14 protein-coding genes are annotated in these 14,585 nt (G+C 63.7%); 13 read left to right on the top strand and 1 reads right to left on the bottom strand.

What is annotated here, in order from left to right; genetic code table 11:
* The first annotated feature begins 1 nt into the window (after position 1).
* The 11 genes from ffh (at position 2) to HNO52_RS02350 (ending at position 11,122) form a co-directional block, all read left to right on the top strand.
* Positions 2-1,402 (top strand): signal recognition particle protein, encoded by a 1,401-nt coding sequence (gene ffh, locus HNO52_RS02300; RefSeq protein WP_197567470.1) that lies wholly within the window; start codon positions 2-4, stop codon positions 1,400-1,402.
* Between the two features lie 245 nt (positions 1,403-1,647).
* Positions 1,648-1,896 (top strand): 30S ribosomal protein S16, encoded by a 249-nt coding sequence (gene rpsP, locus HNO52_RS02305; RefSeq protein WP_197567471.1) that lies wholly within the window; start codon positions 1,648-1,650, stop codon positions 1,894-1,896.
* Between the two features lie 22 nt (positions 1,897-1,918).
* Positions 1,919-2,476: a ribosome maturation factor RimM gene (rimM, locus tag HNO52_RS02310; RefSeq protein ID WP_197567472.1), complete on the top strand. Its 558-nt coding sequence runs from the start codon at positions 1,919-1,921 to the stop codon at positions 2,474-2,476.
* A gap of 38 nt (positions 2,477-2,514) precedes the next feature.
* Positions 2,515-3,297 (top strand): tRNA (guanosine(37)-N1)-methyltransferase TrmD, encoded by a 783-nt coding sequence (gene trmD / locus HNO52_RS02315; protein ID WP_197567473.1) that lies wholly within the window; start codon positions 2,515-2,517, stop codon positions 3,295-3,297.
* Positions 3,298-3,416: 119 nt separating this feature from the next.
* On the top strand, positions 3,417-3,773 hold the full coding sequence (rplS, locus tag HNO52_RS02320) for a 50S ribosomal protein L19 (protein WP_167120196.1): 357 nt from the start codon (positions 3,417-3,419) through the stop codon (positions 3,771-3,773).
* A gap of 103 nt (positions 3,774-3,876) precedes the next feature.
* Entirely contained in the window at positions 3,877-4,779 is a 903-nt protein-coding gene (xerD, locus tag HNO52_RS02325; RefSeq protein ID WP_197567474.1) for a site-specific tyrosine recombinase XerD, read from the top strand.
* A gap of 3 nt (positions 4,780-4,782) precedes the next feature.
* On the top strand, positions 4,783-5,538 hold the full coding sequence (locus tag HNO52_RS02330; protein ID WP_197567475.1) for a DsbC family protein: 756 nt from the start codon (positions 4,783-4,785) through the stop codon (positions 5,536-5,538).
* Positions 5,539-5,611: 73 nt separating this feature from the next.
* On the top strand, positions 5,612-6,928 hold the full coding sequence (locus HNO52_RS02335) for a homoserine dehydrogenase (RefSeq protein ID WP_167120201.1): 1,317 nt from the start codon (positions 5,612-5,614) through the stop codon (positions 6,926-6,928).
* A 3-nt stretch (positions 6,929-6,931) separates the two neighbouring features.
* Complete coding sequence (gene thrC / locus HNO52_RS02340; protein WP_197567476.1) at positions 6,932-8,320, top strand: threonine synthase; 1,389 nt, start codon at positions 6,932-6,934, stop codon at positions 8,318-8,320.
* Positions 8,321-8,561: 241 nt separating this feature from the next.
* Entirely contained in the window at positions 8,562-10,403 is a 1,842-nt protein-coding gene (locus HNO52_RS02345; protein WP_197567477.1) for a single-stranded-DNA-specific exonuclease RecJ, read from the top strand.
* Positions 10,404-10,504: 101 nt separating this feature from the next.
* The gene (locus HNO52_RS02350; RefSeq protein WP_197567478.1) at positions 10,505-11,122 is read left to right on the top strand and encodes a YitT family protein; all 618 of its coding nucleotides are present in this window, start codon (positions 10,505-10,507) and stop codon (positions 11,120-11,122) included.
* Positions 11,123-11,241: 119 nt separating this feature from the next.
* Here the strand turns inward: HNO52_RS02350 and HNO52_RS02355 are convergent, their stop codons facing one another.
* Positions 11,242-11,661, bottom strand: a complete 420-nt coding sequence (locus tag HNO52_RS02355) for a VOC family protein (protein ID WP_197567479.1) — start codon at positions 11,659-11,661, stop codon at positions 11,242-11,244.
* 296 nt (positions 11,662-11,957) lie between these two features.
* Here HNO52_RS02355 and HNO52_RS02360 point away from each other — a divergent pair, with 296 nt between their 5' ends.
* A complete protein-coding gene (locus tag HNO52_RS02360; RefSeq protein ID WP_197567480.1) occupies positions 11,958-13,277 on the top strand; it encodes an OmpP1/FadL family transporter in 1,320 nt (439 codons plus the stop codon).
* A 191-nt stretch (positions 13,278-13,468) separates the two neighbouring features.
* Positions 13,469-14,567 (top strand): peptide chain release factor 2 gene (gene prfB, locus HNO52_RS02365; RefSeq protein WP_197567481.1). Its coding sequence is split into 2 segments (ribosomal slippage): positions 13,469-13,543 and positions 13,545-14,567, totalling 1,098 coding nucleotides; the frame shifts between segments, so codons are not numbered across the junction.
* Positions 14,568-14,585 lie beyond the last annotated feature (18 nt).

The raw sequence follows: 14,585 nt of genomic DNA on the forward strand, positions 1-14,585 counted from the left end.
TATGTTCCAGAACCTCAGCGAGCGGCTTTCCCAGACGCTCAAGTCCATCAAGGGCCAGGCGCGCCTGACCGAGGACAACATCAAGGACACCCTGCGCGAGGTGCGTCGCGCACTGCTCGAGGCCGATGTCGCGCTGCCGGTGGTCAAGGACTTCATCGAGCGGGTGCGCGAGCGTGCCGTGGGGCAGGAGGTGTCAAAGAGCCTCTCGCCGGGTCAACAGTTCGTCAAGATCGTCCAGCAGGAGCTGGAAGCGACCATGGGCGAGGCCAACGAAGGGCTTTCGCTCAAGGGCTCGCCTTCGGTGGTGCTGATGGCCGGTCTGCAGGGGGCGGGCAAGACCACCTCGGTGGCCAAGCTGGCGCGCTACCTCAGGGAGCGTGAAAAGAAGAAGGTGCTGGTGGTGTCCGCCGACGTCTATCGACCGGCGGCCATCGACCAGCTCGAGACGCTGGCCAGCGAAGTCGGCGTCGACTTTTTTCCGTCGCGCTCCGACCAGAAGCCGGTTGCCATCGCCGAGGCGGCGCTCAAGCACGCCAAGATACAGTTTCACGATGTCGTGATCGTCGATACCGCCGGGCGCTTGGCGATCGACGAGGCCATGATGGCCGAGATCGCCGAGCTGCATCGGGCCTGCCAGCCGCAGGAAACCCTGTTCGTGGTCGATGCCATGACCGGGCAGGACGCCGCCAACACGGCCAAGGCGTTCCATGAGGCGCTGCCGCTGACCGGTGTGATCCTGACCAAGGCCGACGGCGATGCCCGTGGCGGTGCGGCGCTCTCGGTGCGTCACATCACCGGCAAGCCGATCAAGTTCATGGGCGTGGGCGAGAAGGTCGATGCGCTCGAGCCCTTCCACCCGGATCGGGTAGCCTCACGCATCCTCGGTATGGGCGACGTACTGTCGCTGATCGAGGAGGCCGAGCGCACGGTCGACAAGAAGAAAGCCGAGCAGTTGGCCAAGAAGGTCAAGAAGGGCGAGGGTTTCGATCTCGAGGACTTCCGCGACCAGCTCCAGCAGCTCAAGAAGATGGGTGGCATGGGCGGCCTGCTCGGCAAGCTGCCGGGGATGGGGCAGATGGCCGAAATGGCCCAGGGCCCCGGGCCCGAGAAGGAGCTGGGCAAGCTCGAGGCGCTGATCAACTCGATGACGCCTCAAGAGCGACGCAAGCCCGAGATCATCAATGGCTCGCGCAAGCGTCGCATTGCCACTGGTGCCGGCCTGCAGGTACCCGATCTCAATCGACTGCTCAAGCAGCACAAGCAGATGCAGAAGATGATGAAGAAGGCGGGCAAGAAGGGCGGCATGCAAAAGATGATGCGCGGCATGTCCGGCATGATGGGCGGCGGTGGCCCTGGCGGCCCTGGCGGGATGGGCGGCCCCGGTGGCTTCCCGTGGCGCTGACGGCCGAGCTCGATAAAAGGGTTCCAAAGCCGGGCTGATTTCCGTAGAATGCTGCGTCTTCATGGCAGGACCGTGGCTCTGCCCGGCTGCACGCTTGTAAAGAAGCGCTTGTAAAGAAAGTGACCGAATGACGCGAAGGCGGGTCCACGGACCCGCTTTCCTGGCAATGCCGAGAAAGCCGGCCAATAGCCGGCTCGGCGCATATCGGTAGTAAACGTAACCTCAACCGAAGGACAGTTAACGCCATGGTTACCATTCGTCTGGCACGTGGTGGCGCCAAGAAGCGTCCCTTCTACCACCTGACCGTGACCGATTCACGCAACTCCCGCGACGGCCGTTTCATCGAGCGTCTGGGCTTCTTCAATCCGATCGCCCGTGGGCAGGAAGAGCGCCTGCGCGTCGACCTGGACCGCATCGCTCACTGGCAGGGCCAGGGTGCACAGTTGTCCGACCGTGTGGCCGAGCTGGTCAAGGAAGCCCGCAAGCAGGCCTGAGCCTGTGATGCCCGGTGAGATCATGAGCGAGCAGGCCGAACGCAGCGAACGCGACGAGCATGTGGTGCTGGGCAAGCTGACCAGCCCCTACGGCGTCAAGGGATGGCTCAAGGTCTACTCCCACACCAGTCCGATGGATGGCATCCTTGAGTACCCGCAGTGGGTATTGAGGCAGGGCGATGTCCTGAAGCGTCATCGGCTGCAGCAGGGGCGGCGACAAGGCAAGGGTCTGGTGGTCCTGCTTGAGGGCGTCGACTCGCGTGAAACGGCCGAGCAGATGGCCGGTGCCGAGATCCTGCTGCCCAAGGCCGACCTTCCCGAGCTTGGCGGCAACGAATATTACTGGCACCAACTGGAAGGACTCACGGTCGTGACCCGTGAAGGTGTGGTGCTGGGGCGCGTCGCTTACCTGTTCGAGACTGGCGCCAACGACGTACTGGTGGTCAAGGGCGACCCCGAAGGGACGCCACCGACCATCGACGATCGGGAGCGCCTGTTGCCCTTCCTGCCCGACGAGGTGATCGTCGCGGTGGATCTGGAGGGTGGCCGTATGGCCGTCGACTGGGATCCTGACTTTTGACTATCGAGGCGGATGCCGGGCCGAGCAGGTCGCCGGGCATGTGGGTCGGGGTCGTGTCGCTTTTTCCCGAGATGTTCGAGGCCATCAGCCGGCACGGCGTCACGGGGCGGGCTGTCAGCCAGGGGCGGGTGGCGCTGGAGTTCTGGAGCCCGCGCGACTATGCCAGCGATCGGCATCGCACCGTGGATGATCGACCCTACGGCGGCGGTCCCGGCATGCTGATGAAGGTCGACACCCTGCGAGCGGCCATCCACGCTGCACGCGACAGGGCGAGCGAGGTGACAGGACAGCGTCCGCGCGTGGTCTACCTCTCGCCCCAAGGGCGCAGGCTCGATCAGCAGGGCGTACGTGAACTGGCTTCCGGCCCCCCGTTGGTGGTGGTGGCCGGACGCTACGAAGGCATCGATGAGCGCATTGTGGAGAGCGACATCGATGAGGAGTGGTCGATCGGCGATTATGTGCTCAGCGGCGGCGAGCTGCCGGCCATGGTGCTGATCGACGCCGCGGCAAGACTGGTTCCCGGCGTGCTGGGGCATCAGGATTCCGCGGTCGAGGACTCCTTCAATGAGGGGCTGCTGGATTGCCCGCATTATACGCGCCCCGAGGAGATCGACGGGCGGCGGGTGCCGGATGTGCTGCTCAGCGGCCATCACGGCGAGATTCGGCGCTGGCGGCTCAAGCAGTCGCTGGGGCGGACCTGGCTCAGGCGCCCCGACCTGCTCGAAGGCAGGACGTTGAGCACCGAGCAGCGCAAGTTGCTCGAGGAGTTCATCGAAGAATACGCCGGCAAGGCGGAGGTGCAGGACGCTGGCTCGCTCTGAGCTCGCGGACTTGCGTCACCCATCATCTTCCCGCGCTCTCGAGCCAGGCTCGGGCGCCGGGATCACGCACCGCCCCTGTACTTGGGAAGCGGCGGTGCCGAATATCGAGGAGTTGTGTCATGAGCAGTAAAAACAAGGTGATCCAGGCGCTCGAAACCGAGCAGATGAGCAAGCAGGTGCCGGATTTCGCTCCGGGCGACACCGTGGTCGTCCAGGTCAAGGTCAAGGAAGGCAACCGTGAGCGTCTCCAGGCCTTCGAAGGCGTGGTGATCGGCAAGCGTAACCGCGGCCTGAACTCCGCCTTCACCGTGCGCAAGATCTCCCACGGTGTCGGCGTCGAGCGTACCTTCCAGACCTACAGCCCGCTGGTCGACTCCATCGAAGTCAAGCGTCGCGGTGACGTGCGCCAGGCCAAGCTGTACTACCTCCGTGAACGCAGCGGCAAGTCCGCACGTATCAAGGAAAAGCTGTCGTAAGACACCCTGCCGGGCGAATCGCGATGTTGTCCGATTCGTTGCGCAGACTGGAAGCCCCGTCACCGCTCATGCGGGGCGGGGCTTCGTCATATTGGGCGATGACATGACGCGCGACACCCAATCCCTTGCCCTGATCGAGACCTTCCTGGATACCCTGTGGCTCGAGCGTGGGGCGAGCGAGCATACCCTGGCGGCCTACCGCCGTGACCTGGAGGCCTGGGCCGCACACCTGGCAGAGACGGGCGGCGCCCTGATCGCGCCGGACGGCGGGCTATTGCCGGTCTGGCTCGAGGAGCGTCGCGCCGCCGGCTATCAGCTGCGCAGCAATGCTCGGCTGCTCTCCAGCTTGCGCGGCTTCTATCGCTGGGCGCTGGCCGAAGGGCGCATCGCACACGATCCGCTGGCCGAGGTGCGCCTGCCGCGGGTGCGGCCCAATCTGCCGGATACTCTCGAGGAGGACGAGGTGGAGCGCCTGCTGGCCGCGCCTGACCTCGCCACCGATATCGGGTTGCGCGACCGCGCCATGCTCGAAGTGCTTTACGGCTGCGGCCTGCGTGTATCGGAACTGGTGGGGCTCAGCGTGGATGCCGTCAATCTGCGCCAGGGCGTGGTGCGGGTGCGCGGCAAGGGTGACAAGGATCGACTGGTCCCGCTGGGGGAAGAGGCCGTACACTGGCTGACGCGCTATATGCGCAGCGCGCGTGGTGGGCTGATAAGCGATGTGACGCGGCCGGCGCTGTTTCCCGGGCGTGGCGACAATTGCATGACGCGCCAGACCTTCTGGCATCGGATCAAGACGCACGCACGCACGGCTGGTATCACACGGCCGCTGTCGCCGCATACCCTGCGGCATGCATTCGCCACGCATCTATTGAATCATGGGGCCAATTTGCGTGTCGTACAGCTGCTGCTCGGACACAGCGACCTGTCGACCACGCAGATCTATACCCACGTTGCGCAGGCTCGACTCGAAGCCCTGCACGCCGACCATCATCCTCGAGGCTGAATCATGATTGCGCTATCCCATCGTCTTGCCGGCTCCCTGTTCGCCCTGGCCGTGCCTCTCGCCGCCCTCCTGTTGCCCGCCGCCGTTTTGGCCGATGGCGCCGAGCGCTTGGCCGAGCGACTGAAGGTCAACGGCCAGCCAATGCCCGTGGCCAGCGTGCACGAAACGCCCCTGGAAGGTTTCTATCAGGTTCGTCTGGAAACCGGCGAGGCGTTCTACAGCGATGCCGAAGGTAACTATTTTCTGGTCGGCGATCTCTACGAGAATGGCGAAGCAGGATTGACAAACCTGACCGAGCAGTCGCGCAACGTGGAGCGCGCCGAGAAGCTTGCCCAGATACCCGAGAGCGAGCGGGTCGTGTTTCGCGGCACCGGCGCCAGCCGCGCCCAGCTCGTCGTGTTTACCGATACCACCTGCCCCTATTGCCGCCAGTTCCATGAAGAGGTGCCGGCGCTCAACGAGATGGGCATCGAGGTGCACTACCTGGCCTTCCCGCGCGCCGGCATGGACTCGCAGGGGGCTCGCATCCTCGAGCAGGTCTGGTGTGCCGAAAACCGCAGCGAGGCGATGAACACGGGTAAGCGGCAGGAAACGATTTCGGGTAGCGCCGACTGCGACAATCCGGTCGAGGAACAGTATCATCTGGGCATGGCCGTGGGCGTCCAGGGTACGCCTGCGATCATACTGCCCGATGGGCAACTGGTGCCGGGCTACGTGCCCGCCGAGCGCCTTGTCGACATGCTCGGCCTGGCAGAGTGATAAGCGACGGCAGACGATGAGCTGCCGAATGCATCTGAACGCTGGACATTGACACAATCTGGGGAGCAGGACATTGAAACCGGTGAGAGTGGGAATCTGTGGTCTGGGCACCGTCGGCGGCGGTACCTTCAACGTGCTGACGCGCAACGCCGACGAGATTGCGCGGCGTGCAGGCCGCCCGATCGTCATCGAGCAGGTGGCGCTGCGCAGCACCAACCCGGAGTGCGACCTCACCGGTATCAAGACCACCAACGATATCTTCGAGGTGGCCCGTAACCCCGATGTCGACGTGCTGGTCGAACTGGTCGGCGGCTATGACGTGGCTCGCGAGCTGGTACTCACCGCCATCGCCAACGGCAAGCACGTGGTCACCGCCAACAAGGCCCTGATCGCGGTGCACGGCAACGAGATCTTCAAGGCGGCTCACGAGCAGGGTGTCATCGTCGCTTTCGAGGCTGCCGTGGCCGGCGGCATCCCGGTGATCAAGTCGCTGCGTGAAGGGCTCGGCGCCAACCGTATCGAGTGGTTGGCCGGCATCATCAACGGCACCGGCAACTACATCCTCACTCATATGCGCAGCGAGGGTCGCGCCTTCGAGGACGTGCTCGCCGAAGCCCAGGCGCTGGGCTACGCCGAAGCCGATCCTACCTTCGACGTCGAGGGCATCGACGCCGCCCACAAGCTGACCATCCTGGCCTCGATTGCCTACGGTGTACCGCTGCAGTTCGAGAAGGCCTATACCGAAGGCATTTCCCGGGTGACTGCCGAGGACGTCGAGCAGGCCGACAACCTGGGCTACGTGATCAAGCACCTTGGGATTTCCAAGCGCACCGATGCTGGCTTCGAGCTGCGCGTACACCCGACCCTGATTCCCAAGGAGCGCCTGCTGGCCAATGTCCACGGGGTCAAGAACGCCATCGCCATCATGGGCGACGCCGTGGGGCCGACGCTCTACTACGGTGCCGGCGCAGGTTCCGAACCTACCGCCTCGGCGGTGGTCGCCGACCTGCTCGACGTGGCCCGTGACATCACTACCGATCACCACTACCGCGTGCCTTACCTGGCCTTCAGCGGCATCGACGAGAACGAAGGCAACCTGCCGATCCTGCCCATGGAGGACATCATCACCGCTTGCTACCTGAGGTTGCTGGCGGTAGATCGTCCCGGGGTGCTGGCACGAGTGGCGACGATTCTCTCCGAGCAGGGCATCTCCATCGAGGCACTGGTGCAAAAAGAGGCCACCGAAGGCGAACTGGTACCGATCATCCTGCTGACCCATCGCTGCCGTGAGAAGCAGATGAACGAGGCGATCCGCCATATCGAGTCGATGGCCGATATCGCGGGGCCGGTCACACGCATTCGCGTGGAGTCCCTGGACGAGCAGGAGTAAGTCATGCGCTACATCAGTACCCGCGGGCAGGCGCCTGCGCTCTCTTTCGAAGAGGTCGTGCTGACCGGCATGGCCAGCGACGGCGGGCTCTACGTGCCGGAACAGATCCCCCAGCTCTCGCGCGAAGAGCTCGAGTCCATGGCCGGGTGCTCCTATGCCGAGATCGCCTTTCGTGTGATGAAGCCGTTCGTCAACGGCGAGATCGACGACGAGACGTTCCGCGGCATCGTGCGCGATGCCTACGCCACCTTCAGCCACGATGCCGTGGTGCCGCTCAACCAGCTCGACGCCAACCACTTCCTGCTCGAGCTGTTCCACGGCCCCACCCTGGCGTTCAAGGACGTGGCACTGCAACTGCTCGGTCGCATCCTCGACCACTTCCTGGCCAAGCGCGGCGAGCGTGCGGTCATCATGGGTGCCACCTCGGGCGACACCGGCTCGGCGGCGATCGAGGGATGCCGCCACTGCGACAACCTCGACATCTTCATCCTGCATCCGCACAACCGGGTCTCCGAGGTACAGCGTCGGCAGATGACTTCAGTGCTGGCCGACAACGTCTTCAACATAGCCATAGAGGGCAACTTCGACGACGCCCAAGCCATGGTCAAGGCGAGCTTCGCCGACCAGGGCTTTCTGAACGGCACGCGCCTGGTGGCAGTGAATTCGATCAACTGGGCACGCATCATGGCCCAGATCGTCTACTACGTGGCCGCTGGTGTGGCGCTGGGTGCACCGCACCGCCAGGTCAGCTTCTGCGTGCCCTCGGCCAATTTCGGCAACGTCTTTGCCGGCTACATGGCCTATCGCATGGGGTTGCCGGTCAAACAGTTCATCATTGCCACCAACGCCAACGACATCCTGCACCGTACCATCGCCGCCAACGATTTTTCCAAGCAGGAACTCAAGGCGACCCTGGCGCCTTCGATGGACATCGTGGTGTCGTCCAACTTCGAGCGCCTGCTGTTCGAGGCCTACGAGCGCGACGGTCATGCCGTGGCAGCGCTGCTCGAACGCTTCCAGCAGGAGCCCACGGCGCTGGCCGAGGCGCCGCTCACGCAGTTGCGGGCGCTGTTCGCCAGCCACAGCGTCGACGATGCCACCATTCTCGAAGTGATTCGCGAGGCGCACCACCGCACCAAGGAGCTGCTCGACCCGCACACCGCCACCGGCTACCGTGCTGCCGAGCGTGTGCGGGCCGACACCGAGACGCCGATGATCACCCTGGCGACGGCCCACCCGGCCAAGTTCGCCGAGGCGGTGGTCAAGGCGGGCTTCCCCGGTGTGCCGCTGCCGCCGCACATGGACGACCTGCTGGAGCGCGAAGAGCGCTACACGGTGCTGCCGGCGGAGCTGGCGAAGGTGCAGGCGTTCGTGGCGGAAAATCGGCGGTAGGGTTCAGCAAGGTACCTCGCCAAGGTAGCGAGGGCATAGGGGACAGGTCAAAGAGGAGGTCTGTTGCCATGGATGGCAAAAGTAGCGCGCAGGGATGGGTTCACAGCGCCTCCTCGTAGACCTGTCGCCGGCTAGCCCGAGCGGTGGACGATGACGCCAGAGCTTTGTGAAAGCTGTCCCGGCGCCCTTCGCCGTCTTGCTGCAAGCAACAACGCTGCGCCTCGTAATCGGAGCGTGGCAGATGCCTAAACCCCTCTCGCTGCAACAGGAGCCACGCTTGGACGTGACCGCGCCGCCCGATCTGCACGCCCGACTCAAGCCGCGGCTGCTGCTGCGCCCACGCAACGAGGCACTGTATGCCCGCGCTCGCGCCGAGGGGCTGAGTGAGCTGCAGGCCCGCGTGCTGGCCGGTCGTTTAGCCAACTACGAAGGTGAGCTTGCACCGCTGACCCAGCCCAGCCTGCGCTATCTCGAGCATCCGGAGCGCCTGGCCGATGGACGTCGCGCCGCTGAGCGTATCGCGCAGGCTGTGGTGGATGGTGAGCATATCGGCATCCTCACCGACTACGATGTAGACGGAATCACTTCCCACGTGGTCATCCGGCGTACCCTGGTGGAACTGTTTGGCGTGCCGGAATCACGCCTGCACAGTCTGATTGGTCACCGTATCCATGATGGCTACGGTATCAGCCTGCCGCTGGTCGAGCGTACGCTGAAGCTGGCGCCGCGGCCGAGCCTGGTGATCACCGCTGACTGCGGCAGCTCCGATGAGCCGCGTATCGCCCGGCTCAAGGCTGCGGGCATCGACGTGGTGGTGAGCGACCACCATGCCCTGCCGATAGAAGGGCCGCCGGCCTCGGCCTATGCCACCGTCAACCCGACGCGAGACGACTGCGGCTACCCCGACCGCACCATTGCCGGTTGCATGGTGGCGTGGCTTACGATGTCGCTGGCGCGCAGCGTGCTGGTCGAGTGGGGCGCGTTGCCCGAGGCCACGCCCAAGCTTTCCGCCTGGCTCTCCTACGTGGCACTGGGCACCGTGGCCGATTGCGTGTCGCTGGGAGCGAGCCCGGCCAACCGCGCCGTGGTCAGCCACGGCCTGGCGCTCATCAATCGCATGGAGGCCGCCTGTTGGCGCTCCATGGCGGCCCGCCTGGGGGAGGACAGCGTGCCGTTCTCCGCCGAGACCCTGGCCTTCCAGATGGGGCCGCGCATCAATGCTCGCTCACGCCTCGACGACCCCTACGCGGCGCTGCATTTCATGCTTGCAGCCGATGATGCCACGGCGATACGCCACTTGCAGACACTGGATGACGACAACCAGTCACGCAAGGCGATCGAGGCGGAGATGGTGGAGGATGCCCGTGCCCTGGCCTTGCCGCAGCTCGAAGCCGATCAGCCGGCGCTCGTCGTGTTCCTCGACAGCGGCCACCCGGGCGTGCAGGGCATCGTCGCTTCGCGTCTGGTCCAGGCCTATGGCCGTCCCGCGCTGGTGCTGACCCCGGCGGCGGCCCCCGGTATGCTCACCGGTTCGGGGCGCTCCATCGAGGCGCTGCATCTGCGTGAGGCGCTTCAGCGCACCTTTGAACTCGTTCCGGAGGCACTACCACGCTTCGGCGGACACCGTGGCGCGGCCGGGGTTGGCGTGCCGGTCGATCAGTTGGAAACCTTCCGAGCCGCTTTCCTGCAGGTGGTGGGGGAGCAGTTGAATGGGGTCGAGCTGTATCCCCACGTGCTGACCGACGGGGCGCTTTCGCCCGCGCAGTTCCAACTGGCCACGCTGGGCGAGCTCGAGGCGCTGGGCCCCTACGGACGCGAATTCGATGCGCCGCTATTCGATGGTGAGTTCCTGGTCGAATCGATGCGCTCCGTTGGCGCGGACGGTACTCACCTCTCCATGCATCTTTCCACCGGGGCGACGAGTCTCAAGGCGATCTGGTTTCGCGCCCTAACGCCCGGTGAGCTGCCTGCCTTCGGCCTGGGAGACATGCTGCGCTGTGCCTACCGGCTGAATCGCAATCGCTGGCGAGGGCAGGAGTCGCTGCAGCTGATGGTGGAATATGCCGAACCTCTGGGCGGCTGAGGAGGATTCGTGTGCCGCTGAGCGAGGTCAATGATTTCGCGGGTCTTACCCGCTAGAATCCGGCCTCGTTCGGTACTCCCACCCGCCCCAAGGAATCGTGCATGGATCTCCAAGAGCTGCCCACCTCTCCCCATCGCCCTTACGAGGACGTGATGGCCATGCTGGTGGGCACGCTGTTCGTCGCGCTCGGGGTGAGCTTCTATACCCAGGCGCTGCTGCTGACCGGCAGTACCGCCGGCATGGCTTTCCTGCTGCAGTACGCAACCGGCTGGCGCTTCGGCGTATGGTTCTTCCTGATCAACCTACCGTTCTACTACCTGGCGGTGAAGCGCATGGGCTGGTCGTTCACCCTGCGCACCTTCGGCGCCATCGCCCTGGTGTCGCTGTTCTCCGAGCTGACCGGCCAGTGGGTTGCCTTCGACAGCCTCAATCCGCTCTACGCCTCGCTGATGGGCGGCAGCCTGATCGGCATCGGCATGCTGGTGCTGTTTCGCCACCGCACCAGCCTCGGCGGCATCAACATCCTGGCGCTATATTTGCAGGGGCGCTACGGTCTTCGCGCCGGCTACGTGCAGCTCGGCATCGACGGGCTGATCATGCTGATTTCCCTCTTCGTGCTGCCGCCCGAGCGGGTCGGGCTATCGGTGCTGGGCGCCGTGGCGCTCAACCTGATCATTGCCCTCAATCACAAGCCTGGGCGCTATATGGGCGTGAGCTGAAAAGTGGCTGCGCTCGTCGATTTTTTGGCGAGCATGAAGCTTGTCAGTAGTTGGGCCAGACGCTTGGGTCGCCAGCTCGATCGAGTGTTCGCTCGGGGTCGCGGCCGGCATAGAGAGCCTCAATACGTAGGCCAGACGCCGGGCGTCGCCAGCTCGATCAAGTGTCCGTCGGGGTCGCGGAAGTAGAGGCTCTCGCCGCCACGGGGCCAATGGGTGCGGCCTTCGATGGCGATGCCATGGTCGTCTAGTTGACGTTCCCAGGCAGCGAGCTCTGGCTTGGCGATGGCAAAGGCAACGTGTACCCGTCCCTTGCCATCATGGGGCGGTATGGTGCCCATCTCATTGGGTAACACCACGGTTTCCAGCGTCTCGCCCTGCAGGAACAAAAGCAGCACCGAGCCGGCACCGACATCGTAGGCAGTGAAGCGATGGTCGGCATTGAAGGGCTCGAGCCCCATCACTCCTTCGAAGAAGACTCGCGCCCGATCCATGTCGTCGACGTAGAGCGCGGTCTCCAGTACGCCGTTGAGCTTGGGCATGGCTTTCTCTCCCTCTGCCATATGTTCTTCAGCTTAGCAGGTGCTTCCTGTTTACCTGCCTTGCGGGTCAGTGCGTCTAGCACGGTTCTTGAATGACGGATGCTGCGTTGCACCATATAAAAGTTCAATGGCTTACGCCAAATTGAAACTAAAGTATTAGTTAATCTCGCATTAAAACGAACGTTTGGCCTTGAACCGAACGGATGTTTGGCGAAAACTGACCGGGTAGGGCACCGCTCCGGGAGAGCGGAACAAATAACCAGCTCCAGCTCGCATCTGGAAGAGGACGTCGAGACATGCAGAACAAGTTCAACAAGATCACCTGGGCCGTAGCCATCGCAGCTGCCGCCTTCGCCAGCCAGGCCAATGCCGGCGGTTATCAGATCAACGAGCAGAGTGTCAGCGGCCAGGGCTATGGCCACGCGGGTCGGAGCTCCAACATCAACGACGCTACCATCGTCTTCGGCAACCCGGCGGGCATGTCCTTCCTCGACCGGGCGCAGCTGACCGCGGGCGGGACCTACCTGAACGTCAATAGCGAGATCAGCAATGCTGAAGCGACTCGCAGCAGCGTCTTGACAGGAGGAGTGGGTGTACCTGTTTCGGGCACGACCGACGGAGACATGGTGCCCGGCACGCTTATCCCCTTCGCCTTTTATGCGCATCCGGTCAACGATAAGCTAGCCTTCGGTTTTGGTGTGTATGCACCTTTTGGTTCCAAGACCGATTATGAAGACAGGTTTCTGGGGCGCAACTTGGGCAACTACACCGAGCTGAAGGTGATGAGCGCTCAGCCTACCGTGTCCTACCGCTTCAATGAGCAATGGTCCGTCGGGGTGGGTATCACCTACAACCGTGTCGAAGGTGAATTGCATCGTCAGGTCCCGGTGCTGGTGGGAGGCGCTCCTGGCGCCCCTGTCTATACCGAAGCGGATTCGCGTGTAGAAGGCGACGATGACAGCTGGGGCTACAATCTCGGGGTCATTTTCCAGCCAGCTCCTGAGACAACATTAGGCCTGACGTATCGCTCCAAGGTCGATTACACACTGACGGGCGACTTCCGCGCCGTTGCGCAGGATGTCGGTGTGGAAGTCACTGACAACGCCTCGCTCGATCTGACGACTCCCGAAACCGTCAATTTCTCCGTGACCCAGCAGATGAGCGACAGGCTCAAGCTGATGTTCGGTGCCTCCTGGACGCGTTGGAGCCGGTTCGAGCAGATTCTGATCGAAGGCGAGAGCATTCCGGAAATCACCCGCGAGGTGCAGAATTACTCCAATGCTTGGGCCTATGGCGTAGGTGGCGAGTATCAGCTCAATCCCCAATTGGCGCTGCGCGCCGGGGTGACGCTCGACTTCACTCCCACCAGTGACCTATATCGCAGCGTGCGTATTCCCTCCGATGACCGTCGGATCTTTTCCATTGGCGCCGGCTGGACACCTACCGAGAACCTGACCGTGGACTTCGCATACTCCTACCTGACCGAGCGAGGCACACAAGTCGAGCAGGAGCGCACTGACGGCTTCTCTGGCACGCCGGCGGTGACTTCCACTTACGCTTCCGACTACAAGAACGAAGCCCATGGCTTCGGCGCTCAGCTGACCTATCGCTTCTAATGGTCCAGCCCATCATTGCATGACCTTGCAACCCGGCCTCGGCCGGGTTGCTTGCATCGGGGCCGTGGTCAACGGATGCGCCGTAGCGGCGAGTTCGCTACAATAACCGCCTTTTCCGTGCTGCCTTTGCCACGGGCCCCGGCCCGTGCCGTGGTGGCCGTTTTTCCATAGCGACTCAGGCGAGCGAGCCCATGCTGGAAACTAACCCCATTCACAACCTCATCAAGGACCTGTCCGAGCGGACAGATGTCCTGAGGGGGTATCTTTGACTATGCCGAACGCAAGGATCGGCTAGAGGAAGTCTCCCGCGAACTGGAAGACCCGAACGTCTGGAACGACCCCGACTACGCCCAGAAGCTCGGCAAGGAGCGTGCTTCGCTGGAGATCATCGTCGAGACCATCGACGAGCTCGATCAGGGCCTGGCGGATAGCCGCGACCTGCTCGAGCTGGCCGAGATGGAAGAGGACGAGGATACTGTCACCGAGGTCCAGAAGGAGCTCGACGGGCTTCAGGCCAGTCTCGAAAAGCTCGAGTTCCGGCGCATGTTTTCCGGCGAGATGGACGCCAATAACGCCTACCTCGACATCCAGGCTGGTTCCGGCGGCACCGAGGCCCAGGATTGGGCCAACATGCTGCTGCGCATGTACCTGCGCTGGTGCGAGCATCACGGCTTCAAGGCCGAGATCGTCGAGGTTTCCGCCGGCGACGTGGCGGGCATCAAGTCGGCGACCCTGCACGTGCAGGGCGATCACGCCTTTGGCTGGCTGCGCACCGAGACCGGCGTGCACCGCCTGGTACGCAAGAGTCCATTCGACTCCGGCGGCCGTCGTCATACCTCCTTCGCCTCGGTGTTCCTGTCGCCGGAGGTGGACGACAATTTCGAGGTCGAGATCAATCCGGCGGACCTGCGTACCGATACCTATCGCTCCAGCGGCGCCGGTGGCCAGCACGTCAACACCACCGATTCGGCGGTGCGTATCACCCACGAGCCCACCGGCATCGTGGTAGCCTGCCAGAGCCAGCGCAGCCAGCACGCCAACCGCGACTTCGCCATGAAGCAGCTCAAGGCGAAGCTGTGGGAGCACGAGATGCAGAAGCGCAACGCCGCCAAGCAGGAGGCGGAGGATGCCAAGGCCGATATCGGCTGGGGCAGCCAGATCCGCTCCTACGTGCTCGACGACCAGCGCATCAAGGATCTGCGTACCGGGGTACAGACGAGTAACTGTGACCGGGTGCTGGACGGCGACCTGGACGCCTTCATCGAAGCCAGCTTGAAACAAGGGCTATAGCCTGCTGCGCCCCTCGAG

Source organism: Halomonas sp. MCCC 1A13316, assembly GCF_014931605.1.
Taxonomy (GTDB): domain Bacteria; phylum Pseudomonadota; class Gammaproteobacteria; order Pseudomonadales; family Halomonadaceae; genus Halomonas.